General features: G+C 41.4%; 15 protein-coding genes and 1 riboswitch. Of the genes, 9 read left to right on the forward strand and 6 right to left on the reverse strand.

Annotated elements, in window-relative coordinates; all coding sequences use genetic code 11:
• Nucleotides 1–113: 113 nt before the first annotated feature.
• The gene (lepB, locus tag HT736_RS01545; protein ID WP_001083986.1) at nucleotides 114–728 is read right to left on the reverse strand and encodes a signal peptidase I; all 615 of its coding nucleotides are present in this window, start codon (nucleotides 726–728) and stop codon (nucleotides 114–116) included.
• A gap of 3 nt (nucleotides 729–731) precedes the next feature.
• A complete protein-coding gene (rnhC, locus tag HT736_RS01550; RefSeq protein WP_172930674.1) occupies nucleotides 732–1,613 on the reverse strand; it encodes a ribonuclease HIII in 882 nt (293 codons plus the stop codon).
• 86 nt (nucleotides 1,614–1,699) lie between these two features.
• On the opposite strand from rnhC, the gene zapA reads away from it, so the two are divergent.
• The 3 genes from zapA to HT736_RS01565 all read left to right on the forward strand — a co-directional run bounded on the left by zapA (nucleotide 1,700) and on the right by HT736_RS01565 (nucleotide 4,986).
• Nucleotides 1,700–2,002: a cell division protein ZapA gene (gene zapA, locus HT736_RS01555; protein ID WP_172930675.1), complete on the forward strand. Its 303-nt coding sequence runs from the start codon at nucleotides 1,700–1,702 to the stop codon at nucleotides 2,000–2,002.
• Complete coding sequence (locus tag HT736_RS01560; RefSeq protein ID WP_000624509.1) at nucleotides 1,999–2,547, forward strand: CvpA family protein; 549 nt, start codon at nucleotides 1,999–2,001, stop codon at nucleotides 2,545–2,547. The genes zapA and HT736_RS01560 overlap by 4 nt, the downstream gene beginning before the upstream one ends.
• A 102-nt stretch (nucleotides 2,548–2,649) precedes the next feature.
• Entirely contained in the window at nucleotides 2,650–4,986 is a 2,337-nt protein-coding gene (locus tag HT736_RS01565) for an endonuclease MutS2 (RefSeq protein ID WP_050261412.1), read from the forward strand.
• A 48-nt stretch (nucleotides 4,987–5,034) separates the two neighbouring features.
• On the opposite strand, the gene HT736_RS01570 is transcribed toward HT736_RS01565, so the two are convergent.
• Entirely contained in the window at nucleotides 5,035–5,964 is a 930-nt protein-coding gene (locus HT736_RS01570; RefSeq protein ID WP_050207992.1) for a helix-turn-helix transcriptional regulator, read from the reverse strand.
• Nucleotides 5,965–6,126: 162 nt separating this feature from the next.
• Here HT736_RS01570 and HT736_RS01575 point away from each other — a divergent pair, with 162 nt between their 5' ends.
• The 6 genes from HT736_RS01575 (at nucleotide 6,127) to HT736_RS01600 (ending at nucleotide 13,558) form a co-directional block, all read left to right on the forward strand.
• Entirely contained in the window at nucleotides 6,127–7,242 is a 1,116-nt protein-coding gene (locus tag HT736_RS01575; protein WP_172930677.1) for an N-acetylmuramoyl-L-alanine amidase family protein, read from the forward strand.
• A gap of 54 nt (nucleotides 7,243–7,296) precedes the next feature.
• On the forward strand, nucleotides 7,297–8,358 hold the full coding sequence (locus HT736_RS01580; protein ID WP_023936326.1) for a hypothetical protein: 1,062 nt from the start codon (nucleotides 7,297–7,299) through the stop codon (nucleotides 8,356–8,358).
• A 61-nt stretch (nucleotides 8,359–8,419) separates the two neighbouring features.
• A complete protein-coding gene (locus HT736_RS01585) occupies nucleotides 8,420–9,877 on the forward strand; it encodes a DUF6287 domain-containing protein (protein ID WP_023936328.1) in 1,458 nt (485 codons plus the stop codon).
• 297 nt (nucleotides 9,878–10,174) lie between these two features.
• Nucleotides 10,175–10,263, forward strand: a riboswitch (glycine riboswitch).
• A gap of 90 nt (nucleotides 10,264–10,353) precedes the next feature.
• A complete protein-coding gene (locus tag HT736_RS01590) occupies nucleotides 10,354–11,676 on the forward strand; it encodes a sodium:alanine symporter family protein (protein ID WP_138700085.1) in 1,323 nt (440 codons plus the stop codon).
• A 323-nt stretch (nucleotides 11,677–11,999) separates the two neighbouring features.
• Nucleotides 12,000–12,548 (forward strand): carboxymuconolactone decarboxylase family protein, encoded by a 549-nt coding sequence (locus HT736_RS01595; RefSeq protein WP_100104180.1) that lies wholly within the window; start codon nucleotides 12,000–12,002, stop codon nucleotides 12,546–12,548.
• Between the two features lie 110 nt (nucleotides 12,549–12,658).
• Entirely contained in the window at nucleotides 12,659–13,558 is a 900-nt protein-coding gene (locus HT736_RS01600; protein ID WP_138700084.1) for a TDT family transporter, read from the forward strand.
• 24 nt (nucleotides 13,559–13,582) lie between these two features.
• Here HT736_RS01600 and serS read toward each other — a convergent pair whose 3' ends face one another.
• From serS to HT736_RS01615, 3 genes are all read right to left on the reverse strand, one after another.
• Nucleotides 13,583–14,857 (reverse strand): serine--tRNA ligase, encoded by a 1,275-nt coding sequence (gene serS, locus HT736_RS01605; RefSeq protein WP_100104178.1) that lies wholly within the window; start codon nucleotides 14,855–14,857, stop codon nucleotides 13,583–13,585.
• 213 nt (nucleotides 14,858–15,070) lie between these two features.
• Nucleotides 15,071–15,442, reverse strand: a complete 372-nt coding sequence (locus HT736_RS01610) for a DUF956 family protein (RefSeq protein WP_000079356.1) — start codon at nucleotides 15,440–15,442, stop codon at nucleotides 15,071–15,073.
• A 2-nt stretch (nucleotides 15,443–15,444) separates the two neighbouring features.
• On the reverse strand, nucleotides 15,445–16,809 hold the full coding sequence (locus HT736_RS01615) for an aspartate kinase (protein ID WP_138700083.1): 1,365 nt from the start codon (nucleotides 16,807–16,809) through the stop codon (nucleotides 15,445–15,447).
• Between the last annotated feature and the right edge of the window lie 166 nt (nucleotides 16,810–16,975).

Raw genomic sequence — 16,975 nt, forward strand, 5'->3', positions numbered from 1 at the left:
ATTTTCATTGAGTATAACTTTGTTTCTATCTTAATCAAACTGGATAGTGAATAATCATATTCTCACGATAGAAGAAGAGGCTGAGATTGCTGACTCTCGGCCTCTTCGATTTCTTAAAATGTTCCGATACGGGTGATTGGCCAGAAGCGGAATTTAGCTTCCCCTGTGATATCTTTTGCTTTGAAGGTACCTACGTGGCGGCTGTCGCTCGAAACCAAGCGGTCGTCTCCGAGGAGAAGGTATTCTCCTTCTGGAACTGTAAAGCTAAAGTTGGTGTTGTAGTTGACATCAACTGTGAAGGCTTGAGCTTTTTGAGCGATACTTCTAAAGAAAGTTCCTTTATTTCCTTCAAATCCCTTGCCTGAGTAGGTGCTTTGGAGTTTGTCATCCTTGAAGCGTTTGATATAGTCAGCTAGATAAGGTTCATCTGTCTCTTTGTCATTGATGTAAAGTTTATCATTTTCGTAACGGATGGTATCGCCAGGCATTCCGATGACGCGCTTGACGATGTCCTTATTGCCATCTTCCTCATGGGCCACCACGATATCAAAACGGTCAATAGGGAGGTGCTTAACGACAAAGAGAATTTCGCCATCCGCTAGGGTAGGATCCATGGAGTGTCCTTCTACGCGGACATTACTCCAAAAAAAGATACGACTTAAAGCTAGTAATGACAGAATCAGGAGGAATAATCCCCACTCTTTTAGGAAATTTTTAAATGAATTCATAACTTACCTTTCTAAGCGTTTTTTCGCTTTTTCAGTATTTTTAAAGTGCAATTTGGCGCAGAAGTTGAGTCCCTGCATACCATAGGCTTGTAAAATCTGGCTAGCTACCTTATCAGAAGCTGTTCCAGCTCCACTTGGAAGTTGATAACCCAGTTCTCGTCCTAGATTTTCTAGATTTTCCAGAAAGAGATCACGCGCAATGATAGAAGAAACTGCGACAGCCAAGTATTCGCCCTCAGCCTTTTCTTCTAAGCTGATAGGATTGCTGAAACGATTGGCCTCTTGTGCCAAGTACTTGTCATAATTTTTAGCACTGGTAAAGGCATCAATCACAATTTTCTCAGGTTGAACGCCTTTTTGAAGAAGGAGATAGATAGCCTGGTTATGGAGGGCAACCTTAACCGAAACAGCATTGTAGCGGTCTCCGATGACCTCGTTGTACTTGCTTGGTGAGAGAAGCAGTGCCTGGTGCTGGATTTTGTCCTTGAGGATAGGGGCAATCTGACGAATCTTTTGGTCGGTCAGAGTCTTAGAATCCCCCACACCGAGTTTTCGTAAGAAGTCGTGCTGGTCTGGTGTGACAAAGGAAGCCACAACTGCAAGCCCACCAAAGTAGGAACCATTTCCCACCTCATCTGTCCCAATCAAAGGGAAATTTTGTCCGCTGGTTTCTTCTACCATTTGATAGCCAAAGAAACGAGCGTATTTCTCGGCTCCCTCACCCTGAAGCAAGACCTTTCCAGAAGTATAGATAGAAACCGTTGCTTGAGGTAGTCGCAAAAAGTAGCGAATATAGGGATTCTTGCTGGGAGCTAGACTGCTTTGATAGTGTTCAAGAAAAGCCTGAATCTCCTTTTCGCTTGGTGTGAGTGTTATACTTGCCATAGTTTCTATTGTACCATAAAAGCAGGCAAATTTGTAAAAACTGACAAAATTAGCGAATTTTGGTATAATATCGTGAGGTGAATTTTATGGCAAATCTAAATCGATTCAAATTTACATTCGGGAAAAAATCATTAACCTTGACAAGCGAGCATGATAACCTTTTTATGGAGGAAATCGCCAAGGTTGCGACAGAAAAATACCAAGCAATTAGAGAACAAATGCCTAGTGCAGACGATGAAACCATCGCTCTTTTGTTGGCAGTCAACTGTTTATCAACTCAGCTCAGCCGTGAGATTGAATTTGACGATAAGGAGCAAGAGCTAGAAGAACTCCGTCACAAGCTTGTGACTTGCAAGCAAGAACAGAGCAAGATTGAGGACTCCTTATGATTTCACTCCTTCTTCTATTGGTCTTGGCTTGGGGATTTTATATCGGCTATCGGAGAGGCCTGCTCTTACAGGTTTATTACCTGATTTCAGCTATGGCATCTGCTTTTATGGCTGGTCAGTTTTACAAGGGGCTTGGCGAGCAGTTTCACTTATTGCTCCCTTATGCAAATCCGCAGGAAGGTCAGGGAACTTTCTTTTTCCCATCGGATCAACTCTTTCAGTTGGATAAGGTCTTTTATGCAGGGATCGGCTACTTGCTTGTATTTGGGATTGTCTATAGCATCGGTCGTTTGCTTGGTCTCCTATTACACTTGATCCCTAGTAAAAAATTGGGTGGTAAGTTGTTCCAAGTTTCAGCAGGTATCTTGTCCATGTTGGTGACCTTATTTGTCTTGCAAATGGCCTTGACCATCTTGGCGACCATCCCCATGGCAGCTATACAAAATCCTCTTGAAAAGAGTATCGTCGCAAAACACATCATCCAGAGCATACCAGTAACAACCAGTTGGCTCAAACAAATCTGGGTGACAAATTTAATCGGATAAAAAGGGCAGGAGTTTTCCTAGCCCTTTGTTTACAGATTGACTAGAATCTATCAGAATGTAAAAAGCTACCACACCTAGACATTCAAAGATAAGGAAATAAAGATGAATAAGAAAATATTAGAAACATTAGAGTTTAATAAGGTCAAGGCCTTGTTTGAGCCCCATTTGTTGACCGAGCAGGGCTTGGAGGAATTGAGACAGCTAGCTCCAACTGCCAAAGCAGATAAAATCAAACAGGCTTTTGCTGAGATGAAGGAAATGCAGGCTCTTTTCGTTGAGCAACCGCATTTTACCATTCTCGCAACTAAGGAAATTGCAGGAGTCTGCAAGCGGCTGGAGATGGGGGCAGACCTCAATATTGAGGAGTTCCTACTCTTGAAGCGCGTGCTTCTGTCTAGCCGAGAGCTGCAAAGTTTTTATGCCAATCTGGAAAATGTCAGCTTGGAAGAATTAGCCCTTTGGTTTGAGAAATTACATGATTTTCCGCAATTACAAGGAAATCTCCAAGCCTTTAATGATGCAGGTTTCATTGAAAATTTTGCCAGTGAAGAATTGGCGCGAATCCGCAGAAAAATCCATGATAGCGAGAGTCAGGTACGCGATGTTTTACAGGACCTGCTCAAGCAAAAAGCGCAGATGTTGACAGAAGGGATTGTTGCTAGCAGAAATGGCCGTCAGGTTTTACCAGTCAAAAATACCTACCGCAATAAGATTGCAGGTGTCGTTCATGATATTTCTGCTAGTGGAAATACCGTCTATATCGAACCCCGTGAGGTGGTCAAACTGAGCGAAGAAATTGCCAGTTTGCGAGCAGATGAGCGCTATGAAATGCTTCGCATTCTCCAAGAAATTTCTGAGCGTGTTCGCCCTCATGCGGCTGAGATTGCTAATGACGCTTGGATTATCGGTCATCTGGACTTGATTCGTGCTAAGGTTCGCTTTATCCAAGAAAGGCAAGCAGTCGTTCCTCAGATATCAGAAAATCAAGAAATTCAACTGCTCCATGTCTGCCATCCTTTGGTCAAAAATGCCGTTGCAAATGATGTCCATTTTGGACAAGATTTAACAGCTATTGTCATTACAGGTCCCAATACAGGTGGGAAGACCATCATGCTTAAAACTCTGGGCTTGACACAGGTGATGGCCCAGTCCGGTCTGCCGATTTTAGCAGACAAGGGAAGTCGTGTTGGTATTTTTGAAGAAATTTTTGCTGATATTGGCGATGAGCAATCTATTGAGCAGAGCTTGTCTACCTTCTCTAGCCACATGACCAATATTGTGGATATTCTTGGCAAGGTCAACCAGCATTCGCTCTTGCTCTTAGATGAGTTGGGGGCTGGTACAGATCCCCAAGAGGGAGCCGCTCTTGCCATGGCTATTCTGGAGGACCTTCGCCTGCGTCAAGTCAAGACTATGGCGACGACCCACTATCCAGAACTCAAGGCCTACGGTATTGAGACAGCCTTTGTGCAAAATGCCAGCATGGAGTTTGATACTGCAACTCTACGCCCGACCTATTGCTTTATGCAAGGAGTTCCTGGTCGAAGCAATGCCTTTGAGATTGCCAAACGTCTAGGCCTATCTGAAGTTATCGTAGGGGATGCCAGTCAGCAGGTCGATCAGGACAATGATGTCAATCGTATCATTGAGCAACTGGAAGAGCAGACGCTGGAAAGCCGTAAACGCTTGGACAATATCCGTGAGGTGGAGCAAGAAAATCTCAAGATGAATCGTGCTCTTAAAAAACTTTACAACGAGCTCAATCGTGAAAAGGAAACTGAGCTTAACAAAGCGCGTGAACAAGCTGCTGAGATTGTGGACATGGCCCTCAGTGAGAGTGACCAGATTCTCAAAAATCTCCATAGTAAATCTCAACTTAAACCCCACGAAATCATTGAAGCCAAGGCCAAGCTGAAAAAATTGGCTCCTGAAAAAGTAGATCTATCTAAAAACAAGGTCCTTCAAAAGGCCAAGAAAAAACGAGCTCCCAAGGTGGGAGATGATATCGTGGTTCTCAGTTATGGACAGCGTGGTACCTTGACTAGTCAACTCAAGGATGGCCGTTGGGAAGCCCAAGTCGGTTTGATTAAGATGACCTTGGAAGAGAAAGAGTTTGGCCTTGTTCAAGCCCAGCAAGAAAAACCAGTCAAGAAGAAACAGGTCAATGTTGTGAAACGAACTTCTGGGCGAGGACCTCAAGCTAGACTGGACCTTCGAGGCAAGCGCTATGAAGAAGCCATGAATGAGCTAGATGCCTTTATAGACCAAGCTTTGCTTAATAATATGGCTCAAGTAGATATCATCCATGGTATCGGAACAGGTGTTATCCGTGAAGGTGTCACCAAATATCTACAAAGAAACAAACATGTCAAGAGTTTCGGCTATGCCCCACAAAATGCTGGAGGCAGTGGTGCGACTATTGTTACCTTTAAAGGATAAGAAAAGCCTGAGGAAATATGTGATTCCTCAAGCTTTTTGATTTCTAGCCTAGACATCTAAAGGTTGTCCAGTGTGATTGAGTTGTGTGACAGTGACGAAGAAGTCCTCTCTCATTCGAGTCAGAAGTTGATTTGGATAAATTTTTTCAAAGTTATCAAGACTAGCAAAGATATGCTTAGCTAGTTCTAGACCTCTGACATCATCTTGTCTGAGAAAATTATTAGCCCGTTCCATGGAAAGATTAATCATCTCTGTCATCTTGGTACTCAATAGAGGGAAGGCATTAATTACTTCCAGAGTCTTCATTGCTAAATTCTCAGCCTTATCATAGTAGCCATTGACAGAATAATGCTTGATAGCAGTTCTTAAGCAGGCAATGTAGTAGTCAGCAGTACGGATTGAATGGTATTCAGTCTGTTTTTTTAGAGTATCTAATAAGTGGTAGAGCCTGTAATCTAAAAATTCGATTGAAAAGTGAGGAAGGATAGATGAAAAGATATTCACCTCAATTTTATTCCAATCATCTAGTTCACTAAGATAGCTCTTGATATATTCTAGTTCTTGATAGTCTTTTGGAGTCAGAAAAGAATCACCAATAATATTCGCAATAGCAAATTTATTGACTACACGATTGGCAATCACATAGTGTTCAGCGATTCCAGGATTTTCCAGAGGCTGATTAATCAAGCTAAGGATCTTTTTAAATTCACGCTTATAGGCCAAATCAGCAACTTGAGCCTGTAATTTATGAAATTTAGTTGGAAACATCTGCGTTTTGAGACTATCAAAGGTCTCCTTATCAATTCCAATATTAGACAGAATCTCTTCAAATTTTTGAATGGTTATTCGAGATTTCCCTTGCTCAAACTGACGTAAAAAATGTGGAGTCACTGTAGTTCCAGCAGCTTCCTTCTGAGTAAACCCTCTCTCCTCACGGATGGCCTTATAAACTAATCCATAAACACTTTCATCTTGCATCCTAAATCTCCTCAAGTCCTTTTTTCCATTCTATCATAATTCTACCAATTTTTAAGGTAATTGTTCAATAAAGGTAAATATAGATACGCTTTTCGTAAATAAGGTAAATAGCATGCTATACTGTAACCGTAAACAATAAAATTTTAAAGGAGATTTTTGATGATGAAGTCAAAAACAGTTTTAGTAATTAGCCTAGCGGCTGCAACATTTGGATTGGTCTCTCTTGTGGACACAGCAGGAGTTCTACCTTTTTCAGCGCAAACAGTGCAGGCTGACACACAAACGCTGACTCCAACTGCTAAATATTATATTCTTGTTCCAAAAGGTTCAGAAGTATTTAAAGGATGGAAGGGAACTGCTAATCGTCCCATTATTTGGGCTACAAAAACCACTCCAGAATTATCTTATTTCGAAGAAACTGCTCGAAATTATATAGCTCTTGAAAATAAGTCTGGTGCCAATTACATAGAGTGGAAGGGGACTGTAGAAGAGTTTAAAGAGGCTGTTAAGAAGTTGACTGGTAAAACAACAGCTTCCTCAACTCCAAAGACTTTTAACCAATCAACAACGAGTCAAAAAGATGGCTGGTCAGGTTCGTCCTACTACCAAAATGGTAGCAAAGTTACCAGTAAGTGGATTTTTGATAAGAACTATAATTCCTACTTCTACCTAGATGCTTCAGGTAATTATGTTCAAAATGCTTGGGTAGGAAACTACTACCTCAAGTCAGGTGGATATATGGCTAAAAGCGAGTGGATTTATGATAAGAATTATGGTTCATATTACTACCTAACGTCGGAAGGAAGTTACGCCCGTAATACTTGGGTGGGTAACTATTATCTCAAGTCAAATGGTAAGATGGCAGTGAATGAGCGTACACCAGATGGTTATCAAGTTGATGGATCAGGTAAGTGGATCCGCTCTAAGGGAACTCATACAGCCAGCAGTTCACAAGCAACATCATTAGGAATAAGCCTTTACCATGTCAATGATGCTATGACCTATATCGATATTGCTCTACCTAGTACTCCATCTTCATCTTATCAAGTAGCCTATGATTTTGCCTTAATTGATGTAAATACAGGTAAGGTTTCTACAGATGCTCATTTTACTGCTACTTACAGTCCAAGTCTACGTGTTTTTCAAACTCGTCACTTCTTTAGTGCAACTCCAGATGGAAGTTATCTCTTTGTTATCAAAGGAAAAGGACAAGATGGTAAGGTATATGATGGACAATCTGTTGTCTTTCGTGTAAAGAATCATCGTTTTGTCGGATAGATAAATGTTGCACTTTAAACAAATAAAGACTAAAAAATAAAGGAAATTAAAAACATGAACAAAAAGAAATTATTAGTATGTGCTTTGGCACTTTCAACAGTCGGAGTATTGTCAACTATTGACACAGCGGGAGTTCTACCTTTTTCAGCAAAAACAGTGCATGCTGATGACATTGTTGCAGTTGGTAATGTTGATCACAAGGTCAATCTAAGTTTGGTTGGTTATGATAAAAATCGTGGCGTTTCTGTCACTTTTTCAACTGATAGTGTTAATCCTAATTTTGTTAATAATTGGAATAGTAAGCAAGATTCTATTATTGTAAGAACGAAGCTTGTTAATGCTAAAACAAAAGAGGTTGTGGATAATGACACCGGAGCAAGTGTTAGATTGAGATCCTATGATTTAACAAAAAGCAGCATTGACTCTTATTCATATGAATCGATTCCTGATGGTGAATACAAATATGAAGCCTATGTAAGTGAATTTTATATTGATTCTCAGACTAAGCTTCGTCATCAATACAAAGGAGAATCTCCTATTTTTAGTATTAAAGACGGTAAATTTGCTGGTCTAGTATCTTCAACACAATCATCTACAACACCAACAACTACTGAAACTCCAAAACAATCTACTAACTCTACCTCAGGTCAGACTGGTTGGTCAGGTTCTTCTTACTATAAAGCTGGTGTTAAAGTAGTCAATCAATGGATTTTTGATGTTCAGTACAATTCTTACTTCTACCTAAATGCTTCAGGTAACTTTGTTCAAAATGCTTGGTCAGGAAGTTATTACCTCAAATCAGGTGGCTACATGGCTAAGAGCGAATGGATTTATGACAATAACTATAAATCATACTATTACTTGACAGCAGAGGGCAGATATGCGCGTAATGCTTGGGCTGGAAGTTACTACCTCAAATCAGATGGTAAAATGGCTAAGAGTGAGTGGATTTATGATAGTAGCTACAAATCTTACTATTACCTAACATCAGAAGGAAGCTATGCTCGTAACACATGGGTAGGTGACTACTATCTCAAGTCAAATGGTAAGATGGCAGTCAACGAACGTACCCCAGATGGCTACAAAGTAGATGGCTCAGGTAAGTGGGTTAAATAGAATAAAAGTAGTGAAAGGAATTAGCACAGGCTGGTTCCTTTCTCTTAGATAAGGGAGAAATATGAAAAAGTTACTATTAACCACAACACTTTCACTGACACTAGTTCTAGGAGGTTGTCAGTATCTACCTTGGAATAAAAGCGCGGAACCAGCATCCGAGGAAGTAGCAACTCCAGAGATAGATTACAGCAAATATAACAAGGTTTTGGATGACTACGAAAAAGTAGCGAAAGGCACCTTCCCGAAAGGTATAGATGTCAATCCCCTAGCTAGTCAAGTGAAGTCTTCTCAAGGCTTTTATACAGATGTAGTTTATCACAAGACGGATTTGAATAATGATGGAGTCGATGAACTCTTGCTTGCTCTTGAAATGAAGAGTGGCGAAAAGAGTTTACTTGATATTCGTACGCTGAAAGACGAAAAGGTGATTCGTTTGACTGATCAAGAAAATCGTTTAGACCAGATTGGTGAGAGAATGACAGTCGGTATCTTGCCAGATAATTCTCTGCTCTATCGTGGAGCTGGTACAGCAACGAGTCACATCTATGCTCACTACCAATTTAGTGAAGACGGACAGTCTTTGGTAAAGGGTAAGGAGGCTCAAGAAGTAGCAGATCTTGGGGTCGGTTCTCCCATTTCTTTAGATACTTTAAGCTGGAAGTCAGTTTCAGATAAGATTCTTGGCGGAAGCAGTGAAGACAAGAGTACAGATGAAGCCAAACCAAGCGTAGATTACAGTTCTTATAACAGCATTTTGAAGGATTATGAATTTATTTTAGACCATAAGGCAGAGGTTAAGGATAATATCAATCTAACTGCTAATATCTATGCAGGGATGGCAGAACGCAGTCAAGCCTTCACCTATGCAATGGTTGATATGGATAAAAATGGCATTGATGAATTGATTGTCTTTTCGAAAAATGGTAGTGAGATTTTAGATATTTTTACACTCAAAGATCAGAAAGTTATTCGCCTCACCAATGCTGAAAATAAAATGCAGATGCTTGGAACACGCTTTAAGGCCTATCTCCTAGAAGATGGGAAGCATTATACCCAGTGGAATCCGTTCGCAGGAGATCCACAGACCATTCATACCATTTGGAAATTGAATAGTAGTGGGGACAAACTAGAGAAGGTTAAAGAAGCTAAGACAGAGGATGAAGTCAGTCCTGGTGCTCGAATGAATCTATCTAGTCTGACTTGGAAATCTGTAACAGAAAAATTTGCTGCAACAGCATCTTCATCAAATCAAAATACTTCTGGGAAAATGGACATTAATGCCATAAAAAATGGAGATTTCTCTAGTATTGAGGGAAAATGGAGTAATGGTCATGGAGGAGAAGATTTAGTCTTTAGTAAAGATGGCTTGATAGCGCCAGAGAAATTTAAGGTTGACCTTGCAGAATCAGAAATAGTCAATGATTTTTTACGAGCTCGCTACTCAGGTCCATCTTTTGGAGTCTTTATTCAATTCATACCAGCAGGTGTTAGAATACCTGATGAGACATCAATGGATTAATATCAGACGCTTCGGATATTAGTAAAGATAGAATTCTCTATCGCGCTTCATTTCCAGTACATAATAAACCAGAACAATTCTTATATCGTGTAGACTAGGAGTGAAACAGATTGATTTAATTAACAGCACCTCACGCACATGGAAATGCTCAATCTTTTTATACTGAGTCAAATAAGATTTTCCCAAAATCCATTGACAAAAGCCAACATTTTTTGTAAAATAAGAATCAATTAAATACCAACACCGAATGAAGTTTAATAGAAGTGGGGAATCGTTTGATTTTCCATGACTGTAAATGGACGGAACTCTGGAGAGACCGTAAAGGCACCGAAGGGGCAAGGCAGGCAACTGCTCAAACTCTCAGGTAAAAGGACAGAGCTAGGATAGACCGCTTTTTAGCATTTATCTAAGCATTCCAGAGTACATGTATCTTGCATGTGCTCTTTCTTTTGGGGTTGAAACGATAGGAGAAGGAAATGTTAGAATTGCTTAAATCAATCGATGCTTTTGCTTGGGGACCGCCCCTCTTGATTTTATTGGTCGGAACAGGGCTTTACCTAACTATTCGGCTAGGACTCTTGCAGGTTTTGCGTCTGCCCAAGGCCTTTCAGCTTATTTTTATCCAGGATAAGGGACATGGGGATGTATCCAGTTTTGCAGCTCTGTGTACAGCCTTGGCATCAACCGTTGGAACAGGAAATATCATAGGAGTTGCGACGGCTATCAAGGTTGGTGGACCAGGAGCCCTCTTTTGGATGTGGATGGCGGCTTTCTTTGGAATGGCTACAAAGTATGCGGAAGGACTCTTGGCCATTAAATACCGCACCAAGGACGACCATGGTGCAGTGGCGGGAGGTCCCATGCACTATATCCTTCTAGGAATGGGGGAGAAGTGGCGACCACTTGCTGTTTTGTTTGCAGTAGCAGGAGTACTGGTTGCTCTCTTGGGAATCGGAACCTTCACCCAAGTCAACTCGATTACAGAATCTATCCAAAATACAACGGCGATTTCGCCAACCATCACAGCTCTCGTCTTGTCTGTCTTTGTAGCGATTGCAGTCTTTGGCGGACTCAAGTCCATTTCAAAGGTTTCAACTACTGTTGTTCCTTTTATGGCTATCATTTATATCTTAGGAACTCTTACAGTTATTTTCTTTAATATCGGAAAAATCCCTGGCACAATCGATTTAGTCTTTACCTCAGCTTTTAGTCCCCTTGCTGCGGTAGGTGGATTTGCTGGTGCTAGCGTTCGGATGGCTATTCAAAATGGTGTGGCGCGTGGTGTGTTCTCAAACGAATCTGGTCTGGGTTCTGCTCCTATTGCAGCTGCAGCTGCCAAGACAAATGAACCAGTAGAGCAAGGTTTGATTTCCATGACAGGAACCTTTATTGATACCCTCATCATTTGTACTCTAACTGGTTTGACCATCTTGGTAACTGGAGTTTGGAGTGGTGACTTGAATGGGGTTGCCTTGACTCAGTCAGCTTTCTCAACAGTCTTTTCACACTTTGGGCCTGCCCTCTTGACCATCTTCCTTGTACTTTTTGCCTTTACAACGATTCTAGGTTGGAACTATTACGGAGAACGCTGTTTTGAGTTCCTCTTTGGGGTTCGCTTTATCTGGCTCTACCGTGTGGTTTTTGTGCTCATGGTCTTGTTAGGAGGATTTATCGAGTTGGATATGGTCTGGATTATCGCAGATATCGTCAACGCCTTGATGGCTCTGCCAAACTTGATTGCCCTCTTGGTCTTGTCGCCAGTCGTTATTGCTGAAACTAAAAAGTATTTTGACAAATAATGGAATCACACAGCTCGTGTGATTTTTTTGCCTATAAATAATTTTTATCAGCCTGATATATAATATATATTATGCAAGTGATTGGAAGTGTGATAAACTAATACTCAATGAAAATCAAAGAGCAAACTAGGAAGCTAGCCGAAAGCTGTACTTGAGTACGGTAAGGCGACGCTGACGCGGTTTGAATTTGATTTTCGAAGAGTATAATATACAACGAAAATCTTATGAGAGGAATAAACCTTTATCTTAAATAAACTTAGGAATCAGGATTTTATAAGATTTTCCAATAATATTAGTGTCAATAACAAGAAAAGAGGTATCTTATGACAACATTTACCATCCATACAGTAGAATCAGCACCAGCAGAAGTGAAAGAGGTTCTTGAAACAGTAGAAAAAGATAACAATGGCTATATTCCCAACCTAATCGGTCTCTTGGCCAATGCACCGACTGCTTTAGAAGCCTACCGTACTGTCGGAGCTATCAACCGTCGCAACAGCCTGACACCCGTTGAGCGTGAAGTGGTGCAGATCACGGCAGCCGTGACCAATGGTTGTGCCTTCTGCGTCGCAGGTCATACAGCTTTTTCCATCAAACAAATCCAGATGAATGATGACTTGATTCAAGCCCTTCGCAATCGTACTCCAATTGAGACAGATCCTAAATTGGATACCCTAGCTAAGTTTACCCTGGCAGTTATCAATACCAAGGGTCGTGTAGGAGATGAAGCCTTGGCTGAGTTTTTAGAAGCTGGCTACACCCAACAAAATGCCTTGGATGTGGTTCTTGGTGTCAGCCTAGCAAGCCTCTGTAACTATGCCAACAACCTAGCCAATACCCCAATTAACCCAGAATTGCAACCTTATGCTTAATTCATATCTGAGTAAAAAATGAAGTCTGAAATCAACGGACTTCGTTTTTTATCCCCTCATTTAAGCGCTTTTATGCTATACTGAAACTAACATGATTATTGGAGGTTAGGATGAAAAAACTCCCCTTGGTATTTTCTGGTTGTTTGCTAGGTTTAGCAGGATCTGGAAATCTTATTTTAGATACGTTGCCGGTTCTGTCACATCTTTTTAGTCTGACAGGTTTGATTTTGTGGATTTACTTTCTGCTTCTGCATCTTTTTAATTGGAAAGAAACCAAGCAAGAGTTGACCAAGCCCCCTCTTTTATCAGGAATGGCCACCTTTCCCATGGCTGGGATGATTTTATCGACCTATGTCTTTCGCGTCTTCCCTCATCTTTCTTTGGTTGTGCAAGGACTCTGGTGGTGTTCATTTCTCTTGGATTTGGCCTTGATTGCTGGTTTCACTATCAAGTTTGCTTGTCCGGGTCGGAGGGTTCATGCTACTCCTAGCTGGACGGTGCTTTATGTAGGGATAGCGGTAGCAGCCTTGACTTATCCTCTGGTGGGTATCATGGAAATTGCCTATGTGACCTTGAGTTTTGGTTTTCTTCTTACCTTCTATCTCTATCCCCTTATTTATAGTGATTTAAAGAAGCAACCACTCCCACTAGCCTTGCTTGGGCAAGAAGGTATCTACTGTGCTCCCTTTTCTTTGCTTTTGGCTTCTCTGGTTCGAGTTGGAGGAGCTAGCCTACCGACTTGGGTCTTGATTTTCATGCTTTTGGCTTCCCAATCCTTCTTTTTCTTTGTTTTGACTCGCCTACCCAATATTTTAAAACAAGGTTTTCAACCAGCCTTCTCAGCCCTCACCTTCCCGACTATTATCACAGCTACTTCGCTTAAGATGGCTCAGGGAATCTTGAAACTTCCATTTTTGGATTATTTGGTACTGGCTGAAACTGTTATTTGCCTAATCATTTTGCTCTTTGTATTAGGCGCTTATCTGATTTGGTTACGAAAAAAGGTCTAGCTAGAAATAGCTAAACCTTATTTTTTATGGTTTGATGACCTCAGCTCCACCCATGTATGGACGAAGTGCTTCTGGGATGGTCACGGAACCATCTTCATTTTGGTAGTTTTCAAGAATAGCAGCCACTGTACGTCCAACTGCAAGTCCAGAACCGTTCAAGGTATGGAGCAATTTTACCTTGCCATCTGCTTCATCACGGTAACGGATTTGGGCACGACGGGCTTGGAAATCTTCTGTGTTTGAACAGCTTGAGATTTCACGGTAGGTATTTTGGGCTGGAATCCACACTTCCAAGTCGTAAGTCTTCGCAGATGAGAAGCCCATATCTCCAGTAGAGAGCGCAACGACACGGTATGGAAGGTTAAGTTTTTGAAGAATGTTTTCAGCGTTGGTTGTCATTTTTTCCAATTCTTCGTAAGATTCTTCTGGTTTGGCAAATTTAACCATTTCAACCTTATGGAATTGGTGCAAACGAATCAAGCCACGAGTATCACGACCAGCTGAACCAGCCTCAGAACGGAATGATGGGCTCATAGCAGTGAAATAGATTGGCAGGTCTTTACCGTCAAGAATTTCATCACGGTAGTAGTTTGTCAGAGGAACTTCAGCTGTAGGAATAAGGACGTAATTGCTGTCGCTGAGTTCAAAAGTATCTTCCTTGAATTTTGGATATTGACCAGTCCCAAACATAGAATCGTGGTTAACCATGTAAGGCGTGATGACTTCAGTATAACCTTCTTTGCCATGCTCGTCCAACATAAAGTTGTAGATAGCACGTTCCAAACGAGCACCGAGGCCTTTATAGAAGAGGAAGCGAGCGCCTGTTACCTTGCCACCGCGTTCCCAGTCGAGGATACCAAGGTCTTCACCAAGATCCCAGTGAGCTTTTGGCTCGAAATCGAACTCGCGTGGAGTGCCCCAACGACGAACTTCCACATTGTCATCTTCGTCAGCCCCAATAGGAACGCTGTCAGCAGGGATGTTTGGAAGAGTAGTAGTAAATTCTGTCAATTTAGCATCGATTTCTGCCAATTCAGCATCCAAGGCTTTAACCTCAGCAGATAGAGTTTGCATGGCAGCAATCTTGTCATCTGCATTTTCCTTGTTGCGTTTGGCTTGGGCAATCTCAGCAGAAACTGTGTTGCGTTCAGCCTTGAGAGTTTCAACCTTGACCAAGATGTCACGACGTTTAGCATCGATTTCTTTCATCTCGTTTAAGACAGCAGCATCTACACCACGTGTAGCCAATTTTTCTGCGACAGCATCAAAGTCTGTACGAATACGTTTGATATCTAACATAAGAACTCCTTTATGAAAAAAGCACACCTGACAAAGCGTTGGAGTGGCAGGGCCACGGTTCCATCCAACTTCACAGGTGTGCACTTGATTGTGTATGTAATTGTTATTAACGGTAGAATTTCACCTATCCCTCCTATCTGCTCGCAGCATCCGCAGACTTTCTGAAAGAAGAAGATAACCTACTTATCCGTTGCTATAATTATACTAAAGTTTCTACTTTTTTGCAAATAGATTTTTAAATTTTTGACCAATTGTCTGAATCAGGGTCGGAAGTTTGATGACCTTGTCATTACCCAGTTTTTCACGAGCAATTTTGAGAATGGCACCTGAGTCTTTTGAAGCAAAGAGGAATTTTCCTTTGTCTGTAAAGACTTCGAAGTGGCGACTGATTTTCCGCCCAGTGACATTGGCTCCAATTTGGTTGATATGGCTCCAAGGAATCTGGATAAATTGTTCAACATTGACATCGGGGTAAAATTCCAAAGCCTGATCTCCGACAAGGAATTTCCCAACTTTCCCAGCGATAGAGAGGTAGGAAGTGCCTGTCGTACTGAGGAGTACTGTTTTGTTAAGTGATTGAGCCATGCTTAGTCTTCCTTACTTTCTCCAAAAAAGGCATTGTAGAGGGCTTTGATTGCTGCTTTCTCTTGGTCTTTATTGACAACAAACATAATAGAAACTTCACTAGAACCTTGAGACATCATCTGGATGTTGATTTTGTTTTCAGATAGAGCGCGTGTCGCAGTAGCAGTCACTCCGATATGGCTCTTCATTTTTTCACCAACAATCATAATGATAGAAAGGTCGTGTTCGATTTCTGCATGATCTACTTTAGCCTTTTGAACCAACTGACGCAGGATTTCTTCTTCCTTGATAGGAGTTAGTTCGCGAGAACGGAGGATGATTGAAAGATCGTCGATACCGGTTGGCATATGTTCCCAACCGATGTTAAGATCTTCAAGGATTTGCAGAACCTTGCGTCCAAATCCAACCTCACGGTTCATAAGGTATTTCGACATGTTGATGCTGACAAAGCCTGAGTCACCAGCAATTCCCACAACTGGAAATTCATCACTACTGTGTTTTAGAACGATACGAGTACCTGGGTGGTCAGGGTTATTGGTATTCTTGATAACCAGAGGGATTTTTCCACGGTAGGCAGGAAGAAGAGCTTCGTCATGAAGAACTGAGAATCCTGCATAGGCCAACTCACGCATTTCACGGTAGGTCAACTCAGGGATCGAGTGTGGTTGGTGGATAATACCAGGGTGGGCTGCAAAGATACCATCAACGTCCGTAAAGTTTTCATAGAGGTCGGCTTTTACACCTGCAGCAATGATAGAACCTGTAATATCAGAACCTCCACGTGAGAAAGTACAGATTTGATTTTCCTTGGTAACTCCAAAGAAACCAGGAATGACAAGAACTTCATTTGCATTTGTCAATTCTTCAATCTTGTCATAACTTGATGGAATGATGCGAGCGTGACCAGGTTCACTTGTGACCACAATCCCAGCTTCTCTAGGGTGCATATAGCGTGCATCGATACCATTTTGGTTAAAGTAGGCAGCAATCAATTTGGCATTGTTATTTTCACCGGCTGCTAGGAAAGTATCGTAGAGAAATTCATTTTCATCAATAGGAAGAGTGGCCAAGGCACGAATACTTTTTGAAATTTTTTCTAGCACAGCTGGTTTAAGACCTAGTTCACTAACCATAGCAGCATAGCGGTCGATAATCCAGTTTTGGCTCTTGCTAATATCGTTACCAGCAACATAATCGCGGTAGTATTTAATCAAGGCATCCGTAACCTTAGTATCTTCAGCATTGCGTTTTCCTGGTGCAGAAACAACTACAAAACGACGCTCTAGATCGCTTTTAACGATGTTTAAAACTTTTTCTAATTGACCAGCAGAGGCAAGAGAGCTACCTCCAAATTTAACAACTTTCATAAGAACTCCTAAAGTAAGTATTTTATACGATTATAGCAGAAAGAAAGGCTTTTTTCAATGAAGAAAATAAGATGCTTTATAGGATAAAGCGAGCCTTTCCAATCGGCTGAGACAAGGATAAAGCGAGCCTTTCCAATCGGCTGAGACACCCGACTTTATCACTTAA

Source organism: Streptococcus sp. 339 (genome assembly GCF_013277285.1).
In the GTDB taxonomy this organism is placed as follows: domain Bacteria; phylum Bacillota; class Bacilli; order Lactobacillales; family Streptococcaceae; genus Streptococcus; species Streptococcus pseudopneumoniae.

Excerpts from the sequence above, each read along its gene's own strand:
- HT736_RS01610 (WP_000079356.1), bottom strand. The coding sequence starts at position 15,442 with ATGGCTCAATCACTTAACAAAACAGTACTCCTCAGTACGACAGGCACT.
- HT736_RS01615 (WP_138700083.1), bottom strand. The coding sequence starts at position 16,809 with ATGAAAGTTGTTAAATTTGGAGGTAGCTCTCTTGCCTCTGCTGGTCAA.
- lepB (WP_001083986.1), bottom strand. The coding sequence starts at position 728 with ATGAATTCATTTAAAAATTTCCTAAAAGAGTGGGGATTATTCCTCCTG.
- HT736_RS01575 (WP_172930677.1), top strand. The coding sequence starts at position 6,127 with ATGAAGTCAAAAACAGTTTTAGTAATTAGCCTAGCGGCTGCAACATTT.
- HT736_RS01580 (WP_023936326.1), top strand. The coding sequence starts at position 7,297 with ATGAACAAAAAGAAATTATTAGTATGTGCTTTGGCACTTTCAACAGTC.
- zapA (WP_172930675.1), top strand. The coding sequence starts at position 1,700 with ATGGCAAATCTAAATCGATTCAAATTTACATTCGGGAAAAAATCATTA.
- HT736_RS01560 (WP_000624509.1), top strand. The coding sequence starts at position 1,999 with ATGATTTCACTCCTTCTTCTATTGGTCTTGGCTTGGGGATTTTATATC.
- rnhC (WP_172930674.1), bottom strand. The coding sequence starts at position 1,613 with ATGGCAAGTATAACACTCACACCAAGCGAAAAGGAGATTCAGGCTTTT.
- HT736_RS01600 (WP_138700084.1), top strand. The coding sequence starts at position 12,659 with ATGAAAAAACTCCCCTTGGTATTTTCTGGTTGTTTGCTAGGTTTAGCA.
- HT736_RS01585 (WP_023936328.1), top strand. The coding sequence starts at position 8,420 with ATGAAAAAGTTACTATTAACCACAACACTTTCACTGACACTAGTTCTA.
- serS (WP_100104178.1), bottom strand. The coding sequence starts at position 14,857 with ATGTTAGATATCAAACGTATTCGTACAGACTTTGATGCTGTCGCAGAA.
- HT736_RS01595 (WP_100104180.1), top strand. The coding sequence starts at position 12,000 with ATGACAACATTTACCATCCATACAGTAGAATCAGCACCAGCAGAAGTG.
- HT736_RS01590 (WP_138700085.1), top strand. The coding sequence starts at position 10,354 with ATGTTAGAATTGCTTAAATCAATCGATGCTTTTGCTTGGGGACCGCCC.
- HT736_RS01570 (WP_050207992.1), bottom strand. The coding sequence starts at position 5,964 with ATGCAAGATGAAAGTGTTTATGGATTAGTTTATAAGGCCATCCGTGAG.
- HT736_RS01565 (WP_050261412.1), top strand. The coding sequence starts at position 2,650 with ATGAATAAGAAAATATTAGAAACATTAGAGTTTAATAAGGTCAAGGCC.